This window comes from Glycocaulis sp. (assembly GCF_050485565.1).
Classification (GTDB): domain Bacteria; phylum Pseudomonadota; class Alphaproteobacteria; order Caulobacterales; family Maricaulaceae; genus Glycocaulis.
In genome coordinates this window covers 20,812-41,971 of record NZ_JBJHBQ010000001.1, presented here as the reverse complement: position 1 = coordinate 41,971, position 21,160 = coordinate 20,812, and the positions used below count along the sequence as shown (strand labels likewise).

Here is a 21,160-nt window from a genome sequence, read left to right as displayed (position 1 = left end):
GCAATAATGGCACTCGATTATCAGACCAGCCGTGAATTTGTGACGGTGCGCATCGCAGGCCAGCTGTGCGGCGCGCCGGTCAGCGAAATCCGCGAAGTGTTCGCGCCGCAGGCCATCACCTCGGTACCGCTGGCACGCCCGGAAATTGCCGGCCTGCTCAATCTGCGCGGCCGCATCGTGACGGTGATTGATGCGCGCATGCGCCTTGGCCTGCCTGCGCGTGAGGCCGATGCGCCGTGCATGTCGCTGGGGCTGGAGCGGGGCGCTGAGCTGTTCGGCGTGCTCGTCGACGAGGTCGGCGAGGTGCTGCGTCTTGGCCAGGATACGTTCGAGCCGGTACCTGCTCATCTCGACCCGCGCTGGCGGGCCTTGCTGTCGGGCGTTCACCGTCTGGAAACCGAACTGCTGGCCATACTGGATATGGACAGGCTGATCGCCGCCGATATGGCGATGGCAGCCTGACGCGCGAAAGGCAAATAGGGCAATGAAAACCTGTCTGGTAGTCGATGATAGCCGGGTGATCCGCAAGGTGGCCCGCAAAATCGTGGAAGATCTCGGCTTTGCCTGCGAAGAGGCCCAGGACGGGAAGATGGCGCTGGACCAGTGCCGCAAATCCATGCCTGACGCGATCCTGCTGGACTGGAACATGCCGGTGATGAACGGCATTGATTTCCTCGTCACGCTGCGCGCCGAGCAGAACGGCAAGCGCCCCGTCGTGGTGTTCTGCACCACCGAAAATGACATGTCCCATATCACCCAGGCTTTGCGCGCCGGGGCCGACGAATATGTGATGAAGCCGTTCGACGGCGACATTATCGGCTCCAAATTCGCCGAAGCCGGGCTGGTGTGAGCTTGGCTCTCGCAATGAACGCCGCCGCCAATCTTCCTCCCGGAGCCACCCCAGGGGCTCTTCCACGCGTGCTGGTCGTGGACGATTCCGCCGTGGTGCGCGGGCTGGTGGCGCGCTGGATCGAGGCTGATCCGCGTCTGGCGCTGGCGGCCACCTGTTCTGATGGCGAGCAGGGCGTAAAGCGCGCCGGCGAGCTGCAGCCTGATCTGGTTGTCCTCGACATTGAAATGCCGCGCATGGACGGGCTGACCGCCCTGCCGCAAATCCTCAAGGCGGCCCCCAAGGCGCGCGTCATCATGGCCTCCACCCTGACCCAGAAGGGTGCGCAGGTGACGCTGCAGGCGCTTTCGCTTGGCGCAGCCGACTTTGCGCCCAAGCCTGATACCAGCCGCATGGGCGGCGCTGAAAGCTACCGCGTCGAACTGCTCGACAAGCTGGCCGTACTGGCCCCGCGCTATGCCCCCCATCGCCCTGTTGGCACTGCCCAGTCCCCGGCTGCAGCAAGGCCGGTGGAAAATGGTGCCGTTCCGGTGGCTTCGGGGCGCGAGCTGCCATCGCGCATCGATCTTCTGGCCATCGGCGCGTCCACCGGCGGGCCGCAGGCCCTGCGTCAGGTGATAAACAACATTCCCGCCTCGATCCGCATGCCGGTCGTGATCGCCCAGCACATGCCCAAAGTGTTCACCGCCATTCTGGCCGAGCATCTTTCGCGTGAGGGATTGCCGGCGCGTGAAGCCAGTGATGGTGAAACCCTCAAGGCCGGCCATGTCTATGTGGCGCCGGGCGATTTCCACATGACGGTGGAAGGCACGCCGGGTCAGTTCCGCGCAAGGCTGGACCAGAACCCGCCCATCAATTTCTGCCGTCCGTCTGTTGATCCGCTGTTTGAAAGCTGCGCGCGCGCCGCGGGCAAGCACCTGCTGGCCCTCGTCCTTACCGGCATGGGCTCTGATGGCCGTAACGGCGCAGGCCATATCCGCAAGGCCGGTGGCGGCGTGATCGTGCAGGACCAGGCATCCAGCGTGGTCTGGGGCATGCCCGGCGCCGTAGCCGAAGCGGGCCTTGCAGACCTTGTACTGCCACTCAACCAGATCGGACCGGAACTCGCCCGCCGCCTGACAGGAGCGCGATAATGCTGAGCGAACCCAAGTACAAATTCCTCGCGGCCGAGGTGAAGAAGCGCTCCGGTCTCGTGCTGGGCCCGGAGAAGGGCTATCTGATCGAGAGCCGTCTCGCCCCGCTGGCGCGCGCCGAGGGCCTGTCCGGCCCTGAAGCGGTTGTTGATGCGATGATGCGCGGCGATCAGCGCCTGTGCGCTGCCGCGTCCGAAGCGCTGGCCACGCACGAAACCTTCTTCTTCCGCGACAAGACGCCGTTTGAGTTGTTCAGCGAGATAATGGCGCCGGCCCTGCGTCAGGCGCGTGGCGGACGCGCCTTCAAGATCTGGTGCGCAGCCGCTTCCACGGGTCAGGAACCCTATTCGCTGGCCATGCTGATCCGCGAAACGAGCGGGCTTAGCGCCTCAATCCTCGCCACAGACATGTGCGCCCACGTCCTGGAAAAGGCCAAAGCCGGACTTTACAGCCAGTTCGAGGTGCAGCGCGGCCTGCCTATCCAGCGTCTCGTCGAGCATTTTGAACAGAGCGGGGATAGCTGGCGGGTAAAACCGGAACTGCGCCAGATGATCCGGTTTGAACCGGGCAATCTGCTGGACGACTTTTCCCGCTATGGCCCGCAGGACATCATCTTCTGCCGCAATGTGCTGATCTATTTCGATGTCGAGGCGAAGGCGAAAATTCTCGATCGCCTCGCCGCCCTGCTGGCACCCGATGGCTATCTCGTGCTGGGCGCAGCCGAAACGGTTGTCGGGCTGACCGACAGCCTTAAGCCCGTCGCCGGTCAGCGCGGGCTCTATGTGCGCAACCAGCCCTCCACGCAGACCACTCCGGCGGCTGCGCGGGCAGTGGCTTAGCGCGCTCTATCCGTTCACCGGCGCTCTGACCACCTCATAGCGTTCCAGTTCGCGCAAAGGCAGGTTCCATCCCGGTTCCAGCTCCAGCGCCTGCTGGAAGTCGGCATAGGCTTCCGGGTAGAGCTCGCGGGCGTCCAGCGCCAGAGCCCGGTGATAATACGCCTTGTGCGCCTCACGCACATTCAGCTCCAGCGAACGGGTGAAGTCCGCCTCTGCAGCCGCATAATCGCGCTCCTGCATGCGCGCAATGCCGCGATTGAGCCAAGCCTCTCCCAGCCCCGGAAACAGGTTGATCGCGCGGTCATAGGCGGCCAGCGCCTCGTGCGTGCGTCCGTCGCGCATGAGCAGAATACCCATGTTGACTTCCGTGGCTGTACGGTCACGCCGCGATAGCGCGTCCTGGGCCAGAGCGGCCTCGCATAGGGCCAGGCCCGTGCTGGCGCGGCTGGTCCCGCTCATGGCTGCCTCGTAGCAGCCGCGTGCCTGGCTGGTACCGATAGTGACGACCGATTGTGCGGCTGCGCTGGCCGGAGCGATGATGGCGAGAGCGGCAAGGCTGATCAGAAAACGCATGTCTCTACCTCCTGTTACAAGGGGTGAGCGCTTTGTTCTGTGAGCCGTCCGGGGGCAGGTGAGGGGATGCAAAGCCCCCGTCCGGGGCTGCCCTGTAACCTATCCAATATAGCACGGGCGCCGGGTCTGGTTAATCGCAAATCGGCCCTTGCGGGCGGTATGCCGCCCAAAGAAAAACCCCGGCGCGAGGGCCGGGGCTTTTACGTGTCAGTTCAGGCAGCTGGCCTTTTACGCCGCGCCTTTTTCCTCGACCGGGTCGCGCAGCACATAGCCACGGCCCCACACGGTCTCGATCGGGGCTTTGGATCCGGTGGCCGCTTCCAGCTTCTTGCGAAGCTTGCAGATGAAGACGTCGATGATCTTCAGCTCCGGCTCGTCCATGCCGCCATAGAGATGGTTGAGGAACATTTCCTTGGTGAGCGTCGTCCCCTTGCGCAGGGAGAGCAGCTCGAGCATCTGGTATTCCTTGCCGGTCAGGTGAACGCGCTGCTGGTTCACTTCGACCGTTTTGGCGTCGAGATTGACCGCAATGTCGCCGGTGCGGATGATCGACTGGCTGTGACCCTTGGAGCGGCGCACAATGGCGTGGATGCGCGCGATCAGCTCTTCCTTGTGGAAGGGCTTGGTCATGTAGTCGTCCGCGCCCGAGCCAAGCCCGCGCACCTTGTTATCAATGTCGGCATTGCCCGACAGGATGAGGATGGGCGTATCAACCTTGGCAAGGCGCAAGGTCTTGAGGACGTCAAAACCCGGCATGTCCGGCAGGTTCAGGTCCAGAAGGATGATATCGTAGTCGTAGAGCTTGCCGAGATCGACACCCTCTTCGCCCAGATCGGCCGTGTACATGTTGAAGCCGTCGGACTTCAGCATCAGTTCGATGCCCTGCGCTGTCGCGCGATCATCCTCGATGAGCAGTACCCGCATCGGTCCCTCTCCGCAGCCGCTCGCGCGAATCACCTGATCCAGCGCGTCGTCCCCATGGTTAACGTGCTTCGCAGAATGGCGCGACAATTCCTTCGAGAAAGTTAACAGCGATTTGACTCGACCGGTGGAATCGAGTCCCTCCAGCACTGCGCCTGGTTAACGTATTGATAAAACACGCTGCGGCGTGTGCCGCTACCGCAGAGTTTTTGCTGCAATGGCCTGTGGAGAAAGTATGAGCGAGGCGTTGCACAGTCGTTTACGCCGTTGAAACCGCACGCGCGTTAAAAGCTTGCAAGACCGGTATCAGAACGATGCCGGACAACAGCGAAGCGGGAACTGCCGTGCAAGGTCTGATCGAGCGTATCGAGGAGATCGAGACGCGCACCTTCAAGGGGCGCGTGAAGGCGGTTAACGGCCTTCTGATCGAGGCCGAAGGCCCGCGGGCCGGGCTCACCCTCGGTGCCAGCGCCTATGTCGGCGCAGGCGAAAACCCCCAGCGCTGCGAGGTTGTGGGCTTCCGGGGCGATACCGCCCTGATGATGGCCCATGGCGATCTGTCCGGCATTCGCGCCGGTGCGCCCGCCCGCATCGATCCTGAAGGCATGGTGATCCGTCCTCATGCTGCGTGGCTCGGCCGGGTCATCAATGCGTTTGGTGAACCGCGTGACGGCAAGGGCAAGCTGGCCGAAGGGACACGCCCCTATCCGGTCAAGGGCGCGCCGCCCTGCGCCCACCAGCGCGATGCGCTGGGTGAGCGTCTGGATCTGGGTGTACGTGCACTGAACACTTTTGCGCCGATGCGCACTGGCCAGCGCCTTGGCGTGTTTGCCGGGTCGGGCGTCGGCAAGTCTGTCCTGATGAGCATGATCACGCGCGGCACCAGCGCGGACGTGATCGTGATCGGCCTGATTGGCGAGCGGGGCCGTGAGGCACGCGAGTTTGTCGACGAGGTGCTGGGCGAGGAGGGCCGCGCCCGCGCCGTTGTCATCACCGAAACCTCCGATGCGCCTGCCCTGTCGCGCCGCCAGGCCGCCTATATGACGCTGACCATCGCAGAGTATTTCCGCGACCAGGGTCTGAACGTGCTGTGCCTGATGGATTCGGTAACACGCTTTGCGCTCGCCCAGCGCGAGATCGGCCTGGCTGCGGGCGAACCGCCGACCACGCGCGGCTATACCCCGTCCGTCTTTGCCGAGCTGCCGCGCCTTCTGGAGCGGGCAGGGCCGGGCGAGAACGGGGGCGGGTCGATCACCGCGCTGTTTACGGTGCTGGTCGATGGCGACGATCATAACGAACCGATTGCCGACGCGGTGCGCGGTATTCTCGATGGCCACGTCGTGATGACGCGCGCGATTGCCGAGCGCGGCCGCTTCCCGGCCATCGACGTCCTCAAATCCATCTCGCGTACCGCGCCGGAGGTCTACGGGCCCGGCGAGGCTGAGATCATTGTCGAGGCACGGCGCATTCTTAGCGCCTATGCCGACATGGAAGAACTGATCCGGCTGGGGGCCTATGCCGCCGGGTCCAATACAGAGGTCGACCGCGCGATTGCGCTTAACGGCCCGCTAGAAGCGTTCCTCCGCCAGGGAAAAGACGAAACCTCCTCAATCGAAGAGAGTTTCGCAGCCCTGTCGGAGATTGTGGTGGATGGAAAGGAGTAAACCATGAGCACACGTTCTCATGCCCCGCTGATCCGGCTGGCCCGGTTCAAGGTGGAAGAACTGCAAAAGCAGATGGCCGACATTGATCGCGCCCGCGCGGCCATTGCCGACCAGATCGAGCGTCTCGAAGCCAGCGTTCCGGGCGAACAGGCCGCCGCATCGGAGAGCAAGGAAGGCTATCTGGCCTATGGCTCCTATGCGCGCTCTGTCATTCAGCGCAAGGAAAACCTGCGTGCCTCCGAACGTGAGGTCGAGACGCAGGCCGGCGAGCTGCGCGAGCGGCTGGAAACGGCGTTCGGCGAGCTGAAAAAGTACGAACTTCTCGAAGAGCGCCGCGTGGCGCGCATCGAGGATGCGGTACGCGCGGCTGAACAGGCCGAGATGGACGAGATCGCCGGACGCATGCGCCGGGCGGCGCACTAGACACCTTATCCTCGCCCGCATCCGCGGGCTCGGTTCCGCGAAAAGTCGCGGGCGCGCGTTTGCGCTTTTCAGGCCGCTTTGCGGCCTGCAAGGCCAAGGGCCGTCCGAGCCTATGCGAGGAGCGACGCGCGGATGCGCGGAGCACCACTAAAAACCACGCCCGTTCGCGCTTGCGGCGGCCATAGGCCGCCGAAAAGGGCGACTGCCCGCCCGGCCTCATGGCCGGAACCGACCCCACGGATGTGGGGGAGGACAGAAAAAAGCTGGGTCTCCCGTCGGTGCGGGAGACCCATGGACAAGCTCGGTGGCCGGAAAGATGGACCCCGGCTCGGTGGCCGGGGACCCGGTTGAGAGGCATTCGCCAGAAACATCTTAGGTCCCCCGCCGCGCCTGTCCCCGTGAAAACGGGGAACCGGGGACCCAGATTGCTTTTCCGCTATTTTCCCTCGTCATTCCGGGCGAGCTTTGCGAGACCCGGAACCCAGAGAAAAAACTGCAGGTTCCAGATAGCCCTCCGGGCTTCTGGAATGACGAAGAGAGAGCGGTAAGGCGCGCTGAAGAAAAAACCCCCGCACCCTCTGGACAGGTGCGGGGGTCTCATGCGGCCAGTCCCTCAACTGGCCGTGTTGGGTGTGCTTTCAAGTCCTGCCGGACAGACGCGCGACCTTCAACGCCTGAGTGCAAGCACTTCCGATAAACCTATCTGCGTTTCCCCGACGAAAGTCGGGGTCCAGAAGGGCTGGGCACCGGCTTGCGCCGGTGAAACGCAAACTGAAGCGTTCAGTCACGTCCCGGACCAAGACCGGGATAGTGGAGGGAATCGCGCCTACCACCCACCGGTCCAGGACAGATCGATGCGGAAGGTGCGGCCGGCTTCCGAGACGCCCGCAAACACGCGCTCATAATCGGTGTCGAACACGTTCTCGACGCCCGCATTGATGCGCACCCGGCGATCCTCAAAGGGCTGCCAGCTGCCGAACACATCGAGCACCGCAAAGCCATCGCGCTCATTGCCAGCGCTCGTATTGTCAAAATCACCGGCAAAGCTCAGACGCGCGCCGATGTCTGCGCGATCAAAGCTCCACACGCCGCGCACATAGCCCTGCACGGGTTGCAGTGAGCCGAGTGGCGCGCCGGTAGTGCGATCCTCGCCATCAACCTCATAGACAGAGCCGGACAGGGTGAGCGGCCCGTTCTGGTAGAGCGCGGCGATCTCGAACCCGGTCAGCTCGGCATTGGCCACATTGCTGGAAAAAGAGGTGCCGGCCGAGCAGGGCGCGAAGAAGGGCGGGGCAAAGCAGGTGGGCGAGAGCGCGAAATCCACCGCCAGATTGATGAGGTCATCGGCGCGCGTGCGGAACCAGGCTCCTTTCACCTCCAGCCGGTCAGCAGATGTGAACAGGCCGGTATGGGTGTAGCCCGCCCCGATCTCGAAAGTTTCGCTGGATTCCGGGCGCAGGTTGGGGTTGGGGATGAAGTCATTGGTGATGAAGTTCGGCGCGCCAAGGATGGGGTGGGGCAGGGAGAAGTGCGTGCCATCGAGGTAAAGCTCGTTGAGCGAGGGCGCGCGGAAGGCTTCTGACCAGCTGGCGAACACGCGCACGCTCTCCACCGGTGCCCAGGTCGCCCCGAAGCGCGCCGAGATGGCCTCGTCCTCATTGGCCCCGCCAATATCACTATCGCTTTCAAACCGGTCCCAGCGTACGCCCGGCAGCAGGATGACACGGCCGAGGGCGCCAACGGAAAACTCTGTCTCGCCCTGCACATAGGCGCCGTAGAAAGTGGTGGTGCCGTTCGGCACACCGCCGCGCACGCCTGAAGGCACATCGCTATCGGTGCCGGTCTGCTCGTCCTCATACCATTCACCGCCAAAGGTCAGCGCGACGGGGAGCGTACCCAGCAGAAACTCGGAACGGTTTTCGGCGCGGAAGCCATTGGTGGTGAGATCACGCGTGATGAAACGGCCGGTCAGCGGATCACGCTCATCCACCCCGCCCTCGGTGCGGTAGAGCGTCATCTCCAGCCCGATCAGGGACTGGCCTTCGGGCGCAAAGCGCAAGCCCGCACGATACGTGTCTGCGCTGACATCCTTTTCCATCAGCGGATTGCCGCCGGCGACGACTTGCGCGCCCTGACCATTATTGGGCTCGCGCGCCTCGTTGCGGAAGGAGAGGATGCCGCCGGACAGCGTCAGGCCGGGGCTGACGCGCCATTCGCCATTGGCCAGAAGCGAAATCACCTCGTCATCGGCGGGCAGATCATTGCCGGAGCCCAGCGCGATATGGCCAGAGGAACGTGCCGACAGGGCGACGAGGCCGGAGACCACATCATTGCGTCCAAACACCGCCGCAGAACCGCGCGTTTCCTCATTGCCGGAGCGGTAGCCGATGGAGGCGCGTGCGCCGCGTGTCTCATTGCCTCGCAGGAAACTGTCGGCATTGGCGGTTTCAAACGCGATCACCCCGCCCGAAGCGCCCGAACCATAAAGCGAGGACGCCGCGCCGCGCACCGTCTCCACACGCCCCAGAAGGCCCGGATCGATGAACATCACCCCGTCATGGGCGGAGGAGAAATTCTGCCGCGCGCCATCGACGAGCAGGGCGATATTCTCCCGGCCAAATCCACGCAGAGACAGAGTTTGCCCGGTGCGGCGCGGCCCGCCCGCAACCTCAAGGCCGGGCGTGTCGCGAAGCAGGTCTGTGAGGTCGGACGGGCGCTCGGATTCCAGCCATTCCAGATCAATCACCGATGCCATGCCCGGATAATCGAAATTGGCCAGGCGGGTGCGCGTGGCGGTGACGATGATCGTCTCGCTCGCCTCGTTCACCTGCGCGATGTCGGAATCATTGGCGAACGCAGCAGCGGGCAGCAGGGCGAGAGCGGCGGCGCTGGCCAGCAGGCTCGCGCGGGCGGAAAGGGAAAGGCTGTGGAATGGGGAGGACATGATGCAGCTTCCTTATTGCGAATAAGTCTCAATTGCGGCATCTATGTCGAGGTGCTTTTAGGAATGCAAGTCAGAATCGTTTGCAAAACTGCAATTGAGGGAGTAGGCCATGCGCAAGGGACTGAACTACGCGTCCCTGAGGCAGGCAGAGATCGCCGCAGCCCTTGCAGGACTGGCGGACACAACAGATGGAGATGTGACGGTGAAACGCGTGGTAACAGGGCTGACGGGCAGTTTTCTGGCGCTGGCCATGCTGGCAGGGCCGGCCGCCGCGTTTGGCGGTGCGGTATCTGAAGGCGTGCAGACGCAAGACCAGGCAGGTGTGCCCGCCGAAGCCGACCGTCAGGCGATCCTCGCCATGCAGGGCGAATACGCCGTCACCTTCGCCTTCAATGAATATCTGCCGATTGCCGATGGCTATGAGCTGCGCCCGTCCACCGAGACGCCTGCGCGCGAGCTGGTGATCGTGATTGCCGACGAGCCGGGCTTCATCTCGCTGCAGCACCTGTTGCTGGTGGGTGATCGCGAAGACCCGATGGTCATCAAGCACTGGCGTCAGGACTGGCAGTATCAGCCCTCCCGCCTGATGGCCTATCGCGGCTTTAATAGCTGGGAGATGGAAGCGGTCAGCGCGGAGGATGCGCGGGGCGCATGGTCACAGACCGTCTATCAGGTGGACGATTCCCCGCGCTATGCCGGCCTTGCCCGCTGGGAGCATGGGGTTGGCGCGTCCACCTGGACGCCGGGCGTCTCATGGCGTCCGCTGCCGCGCCGCGATGCCACCACGCGCGATGATTATGACACGATCGCTGCCGTCAACCGCCACACCATCACCGCCTGGGGCTGGACCCATGAGCAGGACAATTCAAAGCTGGTCCTGCGTGACGGCGAACCCCGCGAACTGGTGCGCGAGCACGGCATCAACACCTATCGCCGTACCGAGCTCACCGGCGTGGAGAACGCCCACCGCTACTGGGCGGCGACCGCCGACTATTGGGCCGAAGTGCGCGCGGCGTGGGACGAGATCATGCTGGCCGATGTCTTCACCGCAGAGGACGATGCCGAAGGCACGCTGCTCTATGGCCCGGTCCTGTCTGAAGGGCAGGCCGTGTTCATGGGCGCGCGCGAGACCGAAGAAGCTTTTGCCAACGCCGCCGCGATCATCGAGACGCGGGTGACGGCGAACGGACAGCCGGCCGATATCCTCCCCTGAAGGGTTCCTCCCTTTACATCGGCCGGTTAAATGCTGCGGCGCGCGTTTGCCCTGACGCGCGCCGCAGTTTTTTTTGGGGGGTGGAAGTGGTCAGGGTGCCGGTGTCTCCCCCCGTTTGCGGGCGGGGTGAGAAGCAAAGCTTCGAACGCCCGAAGGGCCGAGGGGGACGGTCAGACCCTGCACGAAATTGAATGTGGACCCCGGCTCGGGGGCCGGGGCCCCGGATTGTGGTGCCGGTATCCATTGCCTTGGCAGTTTAACACTGACCTCTCAACCGGGGTCCCGGGCTTGACCCGGGATCCATGACCCGGAGAGGGGCAACCGCTCCCCACCTTCCCAAATACGGCCCCTTAAAACTTGTCCACCCCGGCCTCTGGCGGGTGTAGTATGTGTCTGGTCGGGCGGAGTGATGATGCCCGGAGGGAGGCAGGTCATGACCATGCGTATTGCCGTCGGCGTTATTGCTTCGTGCCTGTTCCTTGCGTCCTGTTGGATAGCGGAAAGGCCAACTGATCCAGAATATCGTGCAAGAGCTTATATTCCAGAATCCGAATGGGACAATTTTATAGAGGCGCTGAGGCACATTGATAATCTGGATAGGATTGTTGTTTCAGATCAAATAGGTATTCTTGGGGCGGCTTTCGAGGGACAAAGAGATATCGCAGCAACATTGCAGTTTTCAGGAAATATCATCATATATGCAACGAAGTCGTTTTCATTCGACACTTTCCTGATATCAACTAATTATAATTCACTGCGCAACCAACCTACAGAAGAATATCTGTGTTCTATTGTTTATAATATAGAGTCAATAGTCATTTCGCTCGACGGTAATTTCCGCTACATTGAAGGGCCATGCAGTGCGCCCATGTTGCCGCTTAACCCAGAATAGCGCCGCAACGACACCGGGATGGATGATGGAAGACCTTAGGAGGCCAATCCCCCCCCTACCTCCCCCCATACCGTTTCTTCACCCAGAACAGGGCGGCGATGACGGCGAGATAGAGGAAGGGGCGGGCCATGGCGCTGATCGCGCCTGCATCGAGGCGCGTCATGGCGAGTTCCATGGCGAAATTGACCGGTACGCCATCGGCCGCGCCCAGCTCCAAGAGGTAACGCGCCACGCAGTCAGCGGCGAAGGCGAACAGGGTCGCGGCGTAAAGCTGGCTCCAGCGGCGCATGACGAGCGCGGCCACGATCGCGACCAGCGTTAACAGGATCAGTGTTGCAGGTGTGAACCCGGCGATCAGCCGGGTGGCAAATTCTTCGATCATGGCTCCCCCCGGTTTTCAAACCGGCCCCCACCGGAAAGCTCAAGCGTAAGCGCTCTCGGCCCCCGCAGCAAGAAGCCCGGCAATGGCCTCAATATCCTGAATGGCCGGCGTGCCGGGGGCGAGGGTTTTCAGCGCCGTCTGTGCGCGGATGGCTTTGGGCACATTGGCGTCGCGCCGGATAGTGCCGGCGAGCGGCGGGCAAAAACCCAGAAAGCTCTCGCAGGTGCGCGCAAACGAGGCATAGGCCATCTCCGCGCTCGCCTTGTCGGGCGCGTTATTGACGATGATGTAGGGCGCTGCGCCCTCATCCCTCAGCCGCAGGAGTTTTACAAACGCATAGGCATCGGTGAGCGAGGTCGGCTCATCGGACATGACCAGCACCACATCATCGGCCGCCGCGGCAAGGCGGATCGTCGCCCGGTCGGCCCCGGCGGCGAGATCGATCAGCGTGCGGTCATAGGTCATCGAGGCAGCGGCGATCCCGGCGGCGAGGCGCGCCGCGCCTGCGGTATCAAGCCCTGCCAGCGCCGCCGAGCCGGATCGTCCGGCGATCACATCAAACCCGCCCGTCATGTCCGCCCCGCCCGATACGCACGAGACGGCTTCGGCCAGTGATATCTGGCCGGACATGACGCCGGAGAGATCGCCGCGTGGGTCCAGCCCTAGCTGCACATCGATATTGGCCATGCCCAGATCACCGTCGACCAGCAGCGTGCGTTCCTGCTGCGCGGCAAAGGCGCTGGCGAGCGCGCCAGCGACGACCGTCTTGCCGACGCCGCCCTTGCCGGAGGCTATGGCCAGAAGCGAGCCGGCTTTTCGCGGCTGGGCGTCTGTGGCGGTGCTGAAATACTGCTTCATGGTGCGGCCTCCTCAGGCCCGTCTTCGCCGGAATCGTCGTGTGGGTCTTCAAGCAAAGCGCGCGCCAGCCGCAAGGGCGTCGCGGGGGCCAGCCCTGACCCGATAAAGGGCGAGGCGGCGATATGGGCATAGGAAAGCCCCGCCTCTCCGGCGGCCAGCAGCGCGCCCATGCGCCGTGCAATATCGAGCCTTGTGAAGATCACGCGCGCCGCCCCGATGGAGGTGAAGAGCGCGGCGGCGTCTTCGGCGTCGGCGGGTATCTGGCCTGCTTCCATCACGGCGATGATCTCGGCATCGGCGGTGGCGGCGAGATAGGTGAGGCTTTCCAGCGCGTCCAGCTCGAACGGGTTCACCCCGCCCGTATCGATGAAGACCGGGCGGCCATTGGCCTGATCGAGGACCAGATCCAGCTCGCGCGCGCCGGGCGCGGCCTCGAAATCAAGCTGCAGCGCCTTGGCATAGGTCTGCATCTGGGCGGTTGCGCCTGCGCGCTGATCGCAGGAGACCAGTAGCGGGGTCACGCCTTGCGAGACGGCGCGCGCGGCAAGGCGCGCCATGACGGAGGATTTGCCTGCCCCCGGCGCACCGGCAAAGAGGATCGGCCTTGCCGGCATGATCTCCACCGGATGCACTGCGTAACGCGCGTCCAGCGCATGGGCGAGGGTGGCGGTCGGCTCGGCATCTTCCAGGCTGATCGCCGCGTCCATGATGGCTTCGGCGGCGCTATCAGGCACATCATGCCAGGCGAGCGCGCGGGCAATGCGGGTAATGCCGTCGGCGCTGTCGCCGCGCCCGCGCGTGCGTTCGGCCTCGCGGCGCTTGGCGGCGAGCTTGGGCGAGTCCTTGGAGGGCTGTACCGCGCCCTCCTCGGCGGCCGCGCGCACGCTCACCCCGCCATCGGCGCGTTCCTGCGTAGCGACGATGATGGCGTCCGGCCCCAGCTCCCGGCGCACCTGCGCCATGGCCTCGCTGATCGATGCGGCGGTGAAGGTGCGAAGGCGCATGGCTTAAACCTTCCCTAGACCGCGCCGACGGTTTTCAGCCGCGCGCTGGGGTGGATCTCGTTCTGGCTCATTACCACTGTAGACGGGCGGAAGCGCTCGGTCAGCGAGCGCACATAGGGGCGGATGGCGGGGCTGGTCAGCAGGACCGGCACATCGCCCGATGCGCCCGCCCGGTCGAACGCATCGCGCACGGCGGCTACGAAGTCGCGCAGGCGCGTCGGGGCAAGGGCGAGCTGGCGGCGCTCGCCATCGCCAATCATCGCTTCGGCAAATGCCTGTTCCCATTGCGGAGAGAGGCTGAGCACGGGTAGCGCGCCATCGGGGCCGCGATTGGCAAAGCAGAGCTGGCGGGCCAGGCGCGTGCGCACATGCTCGGTGATCGCATCAAGGTTCTGCGTCGCGCCGGAGGCTTCGGCAATGCCCTCGATAATCCCCGCAAGATCGCGGATCGAGACACGCTCGCGCAGCAGGTTCTGCAGCACGCGCTGAATGCCTGCGCGGGTGATCTGGGACGGCGTGATGTCGTCGACCAGCTTCTTGTGCTCCTTCGACAGGCCATCCAGCAGCTTTTCCACCTCGGAGTAGGACAGAAGATCGGCCAGATGCTCGCGCAGCAATTCGGTCAGGTGCGTGACGAGCACCGCCGCCGGATCGACAATTGTATAGCCCCGGAAGGTCGCTTCCTCGCGGCCCTCTTCGTCGATCCAGGTGGCGGGCAGGCCGAAGGCCGGTTCCTTCACATGAGTGCCGGGCATGGAGACTTGCTGGCCTGCCGGGTCCATGACCAGCAGATGGCGCATTTTCAGCTGGCCGGCACCGGCCTCCATCTCCTTGATGCGGATCACATAGTCTTCTGCCGTCAGCTGCATATTGTCGATGATGCGCACGCTGGGCAGGATGAAGCCGGTATCCTGCGCCAGATTGCGGCGCAGCGCCTTGATCTGGTCGGTCAGGCGGCGCCCCTCCACATCATTGATGAGCGGCAGGAGCGCATAGCCGAGCTCGATTTTCAGTTCGTCGATATGCAGCGAGTCCTCGATAGGCGCTTCGGTCTGCTGCTGCGCCTCAGCGGCTTCAGTCTGGATGGCCGTGGCCTCGCGTTCGGCGGTCTGTATCTTTCGCCGGTTCATGATGAAGGCTGTGGTCCCCGCCGCTGCTGCCAGCACCGCAAACGGGAAGAGCGGCATGCCGGGCAGAAGGCCGATGGAGATCGCCGCTGCCGCCACCATCGCCATGCTGGTCGGGTTGGCGGCGAGCTGGCCGAACACCGCCTTGTCGGCCTCGCCCTCAACGCCCGCCTTGGAGACCAGAAGACCGGCCGCCAGCGACACGATAAGGGCGGGTATCTGCGAGACCAGACCGTCGCCGATGGTCAGCGTGGAATAGGTCGAGGCGGCATCGCCGAACGCCATGTTGGACTGTGCCACGCCGATAATCATGCCGCCAATCAGATTGATCGAGGTGATGAGGATGCCCGCAACCGCATCCCCGCGCACGAACTTCGACGCACCGTCCATCGCCCCGAAGAAGTTGGACTTGTCCTCCAGCTCCTTGCGGCGGGTACGTGCCTCGTCCTCGGTGATGAGGCCCGCCGAGAGGTCCGCATCAATCGCCATCTGCTTGCCGGGCATGGCGTCGAGCGTGAAGCGGGCGGCCACCTCCGCGATCCGGCCCGAACCCTTGGTGATGACCACGAAGTTCACGATCACCAGGATCACGAACACGATGATGCCGATGACGAAATTGCCCTGCATCACGAACGCCCCGAACGCCTGGATGATGTCCCCGGCAGCATCAGTACCCTGATGGCCTTCAGAGAGGATCAGGCGCGTGGACGCGACGTTCAGGCCCAGCCTGAGCATGGTCGCGATCAGCAGAATGGCCGGGAAGGCGGTAAATTCCAGCGGCGTGCGGATGAACAGCGCCGTCATCAGGATCAGCACCGAAAAGCAGATCGAGATGGCCAGCGAAATGTCCAGCAGCGCGCGCGGCATGGGCAGGATGAGCATGACGAGGATCGCCAGCACGCCCACCGCCATGGCGACGTCACCACGCGCAAAACGCTGGCCGATTTTCTGCCAGTCGAGGCCGGATGAGGAACCGGATGCGGGTGTGTCAGCCAAGGGACTTTGTCCTTGCGTATTGCATGCTTCGAGACGCGCTCATTCGAGCGCTCCTCAGCATGAGGGAGGGCAACGGAGGAGTGTCCCTCATCCTGCGGAGGGCGTAGCCCGTCTCGAAGGACGAGGGACAAGCCATCTAAGCCGCCCCGGCGCGGCTCTCACCGGGGCCGGGCACGTGAATGCCCTGATCGGTGTAGAGTTTCAGCTTGTTGCGCAGCGTACGGATCGAGATGCCCAGAATGTTCGCGGCATGGGTGCGGTTGCCAAAGCAATGGTCCAGCGTGTCGAGGATCAGGTCCTGCTCCACTTCCGCCACCGTGCGCCCGACCATGTGGTGGGCCGCATCGGCGGCTTCAGCTGCCTGCCGGGCCACCCCGCCGCTGGAATGGAAGGCAGAGCCGTCCGGCGCGCGGATGGCATCCGGTCCGATCTCGGTGCCCGAAGCCAGCAGCACGGCGCGGTGCATGGCGTTTTCCAGCTCCCGCACATTGCCCGTCCAGCTGCGCGTGGTGATTTGCAGCTTGGCTGCTTCGTTAAGCGCGCGGTGCGGCAGGCCATTGGCGGCGGCGTATTTCTTCAGGAAATGCTCGGCCAGTGCCAGTGCATCCTCCGGGCGTTCGCGCAAGGGCGGAATGGCAAGGTTCACCACGTTCAGGCGGAACAGCAGGTCTTCGCGGAATGTGCCGTCGCGCACGGCCTTTTGCAGGTCGCGGTTGGATGTGGCGATAACGCGGATATTCACCTTTACCGGGCCGGAGCCGCCCACCCGGTCAATCTCGCGCTCCTGCAGGGCGCGCAGGAGCTTGGCCTGCAGGCGGGCATCCATCTCGGAGATTTCATCCAGCAACAGCGTGCCGCCATCAGCCTCCTCAAACTTGCCGACCCGGCGCGCCACTGCGCCGGTAAACGCGCCCTTCTCGTGACCGAAAAGCTCCGATTCCAGCAGGTTTTCAGGGATCGCGGCGCAATTGACCGAGACGAAGGGCTTGGCCGCGCGCTTTGACTTGCGGTGAAGGAAGCGCGCCATCACCTCCTTGCCGACGCCGCTCTCCCCGGTGATGAGCACCGAGGCATCGGACGCCGCAATCCGGTTGGCCAGCTCCACTACCGCCAGCATGGATTTGTCGCGCGCCACCATGGGGCGCTCATCATCGCTGACCGCTTCGAGAACGGCCGCCATCAGCTCGGCATCGGCGGGCAGCGGAATGAATTCCTTGGCCCCGGCGCGGATGGCGGCAGCAGCGGCATCGGGGCGCACATTCACCCCGCACGCGACGACCGGCACGGTGATGCGCTCCAGCTCGTTGGCGGCGATGAAAGCGCCTATGTCCAGGCCGACATCGACCATCACCAGATCGGCCCCGCGCCCGGCGCGAAGATAGGCCGTTGCCTGGGCTGGCGTATCGACCTGGGAGACTTTCGCGCCCCGGTCCATGGCCATCTTGGTGGCGGTTCCTGATTGCCCTGCGAGCGAGCCAACTATGAGTACACGCATGGCTCAGTTTCTCCTTGCAGCGGGGATGGGGGTGGCGGAGGTCATGCGGAGTCCCCGTCCTTGATGATTTCGGTCATGGTCACGCCCAGCCGGTCATCGACGACGACGACCTCACCGCGCGCCACGAGGCGGTTATTGACGTAGATATCGATGGCCTCGCCGACCTTGCGGTCCAGCTCCAGCACCGAGCCGGAAGTGAGCTTCAATAGCGAGTTCACATCGATATGCGTCTTGCCGAGCACGGCAGAGATATTGACCGGCACGTCATAGACAGGCGCGAGATCAACGGCGGTGCGGATGGCCTCATCGACCAGTGACTGGGATGGCAGATCGGCCGGGCCGGAATCCTCCGGCGCGGCCTCGCCGCCGCCATTATTCAGATCGGGCAGGTCCAGATCGGTTGTATCAGCCATGGTTGAGCTCCTTGAGCGGCTCGGCTTCGTCTGAGGTTTGGGGGGCGGCCGTATCGCGCGGCGTGGCCAGCCAGCGTTCAACCAGCTCGGCTATGCGCGCTTCAATGTCCGATGCGGTGCGTTCAATGGAGCCTGAGCGCCATTCCAGCACACAGTCGCCGGTGGCCACTTCCTCGTCGGCGCGCACGATGACCGCGCCTTCAAGACCGAGGCGGTCTGCCTCTGCATGCAGGCGTTCGGCGATGGTGTCGGCCAGGTCCGGCGTAACCCGCACCGCAATGCGCGGTTCGGCCCTGAGATCGTCCATGATCGAGCGGGCGCACTCCAGAACCGTGTCCTCGCCATGGGCGGCCAGCGCCGCGCCGGCGATCTGGCGGGCAGCGGCCACGGCCAGACGGGCCGCATCGGCTCTCATGGCTTCGGATTCGGCTTCCATGCGCGCCAATATGGCTTGTATCCGCCCTGCCAGGACTTTCAGCGCTTCGGCGGCGGCGCGTGCGGCCTCGGCATTGTCTGCTTTGAGCGCTTCGGCAGCTGCCGTCTCGGCCTGGGCTTGCGCTTCGGACAGGGTGAGCATGCGTTTGACGCGCTCACCATCGCGCAGCACCGTGCCATCCGATGCGAAGACACGGTCAAAGCCGAAAGGTGTGTGGCGCGTGTTCAAAACATGCCTTCCTAGTAAATCAGCTCATCATCACCGCCACCTTCGGCGATGAGTATTTCGCCCTTGGCGGCGAGGTCCTTGGCGGTGTTGACCATGGCCTGCTGGGCCTGATCGACGTCTTTGAGGCGTACCGGGCCCATGGTCTGCATGTCCTCGCGCAGGATTTTCGCGGCGCGCTCTGACATGTTGGAGAAGAACAGATCGCGCAGCGTGTCCGATGCGCCTTTGAGTGCCAGCGCCAGCTGGTCCTTGTTGACGACGCGCAGCAGCGTCTGGATGCCTTGCGGGTCCAGCTTGCCGAGATCCTCGAAGACAAACATGAGCGAGCGGATTTTCTCCGCGCTGTCGCGATTGCGCTCTTCAAGTGCGGCCAGGAAGCGGTTCTCGGTCTGGCGATCAAAATTATTGAAGATGTCAGCCATCATTTCGTGGCTGTCCTGCTTGGAGGTGCGCGCCAGATTGCTCATGAATTCGGTGCGCAGGGTCTGCTCGATCTTGTCGAGAATTTCGCGCTGCACCGGCTCCATGCGCAGCATGCGCTGCACCACTTCCAGCGCGAAATCCTCCGGCAGGGCGGACAGCACGCGCGCGCCATGCTCGGCGCGCACCTTGGACAGTACGACCGCGACGGTCTGCGGGTATTCGTTCTTGAGATAGTTGGCCAGAACCATCTCGTTCACATTGCCCAGCTTGTCCCACATGGTGCGCCCGGCGGGGCCGCGCAGCTCTTCCATGATCGCTTCGACGCGCTCTTCGGGCAGGAAGCTGGAAAGCAGGCGCTGGGTGCGCTCCACCGAGCCGGTGATCGAACCGGTCGTCGACATCGAGCCGACAAAATCGACGATCAGCTTCTCCACGGCCTGCGAAGAGACATTGCCGAGCGTCGCCATCGCCTGGGAGACGATGCGGATCTCCTCCTCGTCCATCATCTCCCACAGGGCGGCCTGCTCCTCGCCGAGCGCCATCAGGATGACGGCCGCCTTTTCAGGCCCTTCCAGGGAGGAAGGGTCGTCGATCAGCTTTCGTTTTGCGGCGGCTGCGATCATTGTCTAACTCTCGTGCATCCAGGTGCGCAGGATCGCCATCGACTCGTCAGGGTGCTTCTCGACAAGCGTCGACACCTTTTTCACCGACGATTTTTTCACCTGACCGGCGATGTGGGCGATATCGATGGTTTCCTCCGGATCCCCGGAATCGGGCAGAGCCAGCTGGCCGTCGCCCGAATGCGCGATGGCGGCCTGGTGCGGCTGGGAGGGCAGGGCCTGAGCGCTCCCTGCAGCGGCCAGTGCCGGTGCCGGGCCGCTGATTGCGCCCTTGATGAGCGGGCGTGCGACCATGAACACGATCAGCAGGGCGGTGATGAACAGCACCGCGATCTCGGCAATGCGCAATATGTCGCCGCGATTGAGCGAGAAGCCGGAGCTGGCGGGCGTACCCAGATCCAGATCAGGGCGCGAAAAGCGCAGCTGCGCCACTTCGATCACATCGCCGCGCTCGGCATTCAGCCCGGCTGCGACGCCGGCCAGCTGGCGGATGCGGGCAATCTCGTCCTCGCTGCGCGCCGTGAATACGGGCGAGCCGTCCTCGCCGCGCGTCATCACCTCGTCGACAACGACGGAGACGGACAGGCGTTCAATTGCCCCGGCTTCCACGATGCGCGTGCGGGTGGTGGAGGAGTTGAGGAAGTTCTCCACCCGCGAATTGCGGCCCGTTTCGGCCATCGGACCGGCCGCAGGCTCCGCGCCGGCACCCGCCTCAGGCAGGTTCTCCGCCACCGATACAGCGCCGCTATTGCGCCCTGCGGGCTCGCGGGTGAATTCCTCGCTGGTTTCGCGCCCCGAACGCACCTGACCTTCAGGGTCATAGGTCTGGCTGCTTTCGGTAAGGCTCTCGCGGCTGAGGTCTGCGGTGACCACCACGCGGGCCGCGCCCGGACCGACTATGCCCTCAACCACATCGCGCACCCGGTCGCGCAGCTCGGACTCAAGACTGGAACGGCGTCCCTCCAGAGCGGCGCTGGTAACAGAGCCATCCTCTGACGGGCTTGCCAGCAGGCGGCCCCGGTCATCGGCAATGGTGATGCGCCCGGCGCTGAGGCCGGGGACAGCCGTTGCCACGAGATCGCGCACGGTGGCGATCTGCTCAGGCGTGATCTGACCGCGCAGGGTCAGGATGACGGAGGCTGACGGCTCCTGGACCTGCTGGGAAAACAGGCGCCGCTCTGGCAGCACCAGATGCACGCGCGCGCCGCTGACCACGCCGATCGTGTTGATCGTGCGCGCCAGCTCGCCTTCCAGCGCCCGCTTGGCATTGATGTTCTGCACAAAGCTGGTGGTTCCCAGCGCGTCGGTCTCGTCGAAGATTTCATAGCCAACCGAGCCAAAGCCCAGCGCGCCGCCCTGCGCCACGCGCAGGCGCGCCTCGTCCACCCGCTGGCGGTCGACAAAGACGGCCGTGCCGCCCTCACGCAGCGAATAGGAGATATTGGCCTGGCCGAGGCGTTCACTGACGGCGGCCGCGTCCTGCGGCTGCAGGCCCGAATAGAGCAGCGCCTCGCGTGAGCCATTCATGCTCATCGTGAAGATGACCAGTGCGGCAGCGGCCCCGATGGTCAGGCCGAGAATGGCCGTCAGGCGGCCAATGCCAAACTTTGCGAATTGTTCAAATAGCGCGTTCACGGGTGAAAAAGCCTTGCCCCTCTGGCCAGCGCGGCGATTTGCCGGACTGGTAGGCAAGTTTTTCCCACTGCCCGCGTAAACGAGTGTTTAA

Annotated in this window: 20 protein-coding genes; 8 read left to right on the top strand and 12 right to left on the bottom strand. The window is 64.1% G+C overall.

Annotated features, from left to right (window positions below):
• Positions 1–6 precede the first annotated feature (6 nt).
• The 4 genes from ACQ5ID_RS00200 to ACQ5ID_RS00185 all read left to right on the top strand — a co-directional run bounded on the left by ACQ5ID_RS00200 (position 7) and on the right by ACQ5ID_RS00185 (position 2,822).
• Positions 7–462 (top strand): chemotaxis protein CheW, encoded by a 456-nt coding sequence (locus ACQ5ID_RS00200; RefSeq protein ID WP_429910468.1) that lies wholly within the window; start codon positions 7–9, stop codon positions 460–462.
• Positions 463–484: 22 nt separating this feature from the next.
• A complete protein-coding gene (locus ACQ5ID_RS00195) occupies positions 485–850 on the top strand; it encodes a response regulator (protein WP_188452733.1) in 366 nt (121 codons plus the stop codon).
• Between the two features lie 77 nt (positions 851–927).
• A complete protein-coding gene (locus tag ACQ5ID_RS00190) occupies positions 928–1,983 on the top strand; it encodes a protein-glutamate methylesterase/protein-glutamine glutaminase (RefSeq protein ID WP_429910467.1) in 1,056 nt (351 codons plus the stop codon).
• On the top strand, positions 1,983–2,822 hold the full coding sequence (locus ACQ5ID_RS00185) for a CheR family methyltransferase (protein WP_429910466.1): 840 nt from the start codon (positions 1,983–1,985) through the stop codon (positions 2,820–2,822). The genes ACQ5ID_RS00190 and ACQ5ID_RS00185 overlap by 1 nt, the downstream gene beginning before the upstream one ends.
• 6 nt (positions 2,823–2,828) lie before the next feature.
• Here the strand turns inward: ACQ5ID_RS00185 and ACQ5ID_RS00180 are convergent, their stop codons facing one another.
• Positions 2,829–3,395: a tetratricopeptide repeat protein gene (locus tag ACQ5ID_RS00180; protein ID WP_429910465.1), complete on the bottom strand. Its 567-nt coding sequence runs from the start codon at positions 3,393–3,395 to the stop codon at positions 2,829–2,831.
• Between the two features lie 228 nt (positions 3,396–3,623).
• On the bottom strand, positions 3,624–4,319 hold the full coding sequence (ctrA, locus tag ACQ5ID_RS00175; protein ID WP_371392456.1) for a response regulator transcription factor CtrA: 696 nt from the start codon (positions 4,317–4,319) through the stop codon (positions 3,624–3,626).
• Between the two features lie 341 nt (positions 4,320–4,660).
• Here ctrA and fliI point away from each other — a divergent pair, with 341 nt between their 5' ends.
• Both fliI and ACQ5ID_RS00165 read left to right on the top strand, forming a co-directional pair.
• Positions 4,661–5,980 carry a flagellar protein export ATPase FliI gene (gene fliI, locus ACQ5ID_RS00170; protein WP_429910820.1) on the top strand — a complete coding sequence of 440 codons (1,320 nt, stop codon included), beginning with the start codon at positions 4,661–4,663 and terminating at the stop codon, positions 5,978–5,980.
• 3 nt (positions 5,981–5,983) lie between these two features.
• Positions 5,984–6,403, top strand: a complete 420-nt coding sequence (locus tag ACQ5ID_RS00165; RefSeq protein WP_429910464.1) for a flagellar FliJ family protein — start codon at positions 5,984–5,986, stop codon at positions 6,401–6,403.
• 826 nt (positions 6,404–7,229) lie between these two features.
• On the opposite strand, the gene ACQ5ID_RS00160 is transcribed toward ACQ5ID_RS00165, so the two are convergent.
• A complete protein-coding gene (locus ACQ5ID_RS00160; protein WP_429910463.1) occupies positions 7,230–9,347 on the bottom strand; it encodes a TonB-dependent receptor domain-containing protein in 2,118 nt (705 codons plus the stop codon).
• Between the two features lie 109 nt (positions 9,348–9,456).
• Here ACQ5ID_RS00160 and ACQ5ID_RS00155 point away from each other — a divergent pair, with 109 nt between their 5' ends.
• Both ACQ5ID_RS00155 and ACQ5ID_RS00150 read left to right on the top strand, forming a co-directional pair.
• Positions 9,457–10,560 carry a DUF6607 family protein gene (locus ACQ5ID_RS00155; protein WP_429910462.1) on the top strand — a complete coding sequence of 368 codons (1,104 nt, stop codon included), beginning with the start codon at positions 9,457–9,459 and terminating at the stop codon, positions 10,558–10,560.
• Positions 10,561–10,993: 433 nt separating this feature from the next.
• The gene (locus ACQ5ID_RS00150) at positions 10,994–11,452 is read left to right on the top strand and encodes a hypothetical protein (RefSeq protein ID WP_429910461.1); all 459 of its coding nucleotides are present in this window, start codon (positions 10,994–10,996) and stop codon (positions 11,450–11,452) included.
• A gap of 55 nt (positions 11,453–11,507) precedes the next feature.
• Here ACQ5ID_RS00150 and ACQ5ID_RS00145 read toward each other — a convergent pair whose 3' ends face one another.
• The 9 genes from ACQ5ID_RS00145 to fliF all read right to left on the bottom strand — a co-directional run bounded on the left by ACQ5ID_RS00145 (position 11,508) and on the right by fliF (position 21,069).
• Positions 11,508–11,834 carry a hypothetical protein gene (locus ACQ5ID_RS00145; protein WP_429910460.1) on the bottom strand — a complete coding sequence of 109 codons (327 nt, stop codon included), beginning with the start codon at positions 11,832–11,834 and terminating at the stop codon, positions 11,508–11,510.
• Positions 11,835–11,873: 39 nt separating this feature from the next.
• On the bottom strand, positions 11,874–12,692 hold the full coding sequence (locus ACQ5ID_RS00140) for an AAA family ATPase (RefSeq protein WP_429910459.1): 819 nt from the start codon (positions 12,690–12,692) through the stop codon (positions 11,874–11,876).
• A complete protein-coding gene (locus tag ACQ5ID_RS00135; protein WP_429910458.1) occupies positions 12,689–13,696 on the bottom strand; it encodes a flagellar biosynthesis-like protein (FlhF) in 1,008 nt (335 codons plus the stop codon). Before ACQ5ID_RS00135 ends, ACQ5ID_RS00140 begins: the two co-directional genes overlap by 4 nt.
• A gap of 14 nt (positions 13,697–13,710) precedes the next feature.
• On the bottom strand, positions 13,711–15,819 hold the full coding sequence (gene flhA, locus ACQ5ID_RS00130; protein WP_429910457.1) for a flagellar biosynthesis protein FlhA: 2,109 nt from the start codon (positions 15,817–15,819) through the stop codon (positions 13,711–13,713).
• Positions 15,820–15,955: 136 nt separating this feature from the next.
• Positions 15,956–17,314 (bottom strand): sigma-54 interaction domain-containing protein, encoded by a 1,359-nt coding sequence (locus ACQ5ID_RS00125; RefSeq protein ID WP_429910456.1) that lies wholly within the window; start codon positions 17,312–17,314, stop codon positions 15,956–15,958.
• Between the two features lie 41 nt (positions 17,315–17,355).
• Positions 17,356–17,727 carry a flagellar motor switch protein FliN gene (gene fliN, locus ACQ5ID_RS00120; protein ID WP_429910455.1) on the bottom strand — a complete coding sequence of 124 codons (372 nt, stop codon included), beginning with the start codon at positions 17,725–17,727 and terminating at the stop codon, positions 17,356–17,358.
• Entirely contained in the window at positions 17,720–18,391 is a 672-nt protein-coding gene (locus tag ACQ5ID_RS00115) for a FliH/SctL family protein (protein WP_429910454.1), read from the bottom strand. The genes fliN and ACQ5ID_RS00115 overlap by 8 nt, the downstream gene beginning before the upstream one ends.
• A gap of 11 nt (positions 18,392–18,402) precedes the next feature.
• On the bottom strand, positions 18,403–19,437 hold the full coding sequence (gene fliG / locus ACQ5ID_RS00110; protein ID WP_429910453.1) for a flagellar motor switch protein FliG: 1,035 nt from the start codon (positions 19,435–19,437) through the stop codon (positions 18,403–18,405).
• A 3-nt stretch (positions 19,438–19,440) separates the two neighbouring features.
• Entirely contained in the window at positions 19,441–21,069 is a 1,629-nt protein-coding gene (gene fliF / locus ACQ5ID_RS00105; RefSeq protein WP_429910452.1) for a flagellar basal-body MS-ring/collar protein FliF, read from the bottom strand.
• Positions 21,070–21,160: the final 91 nt, after the last annotated feature.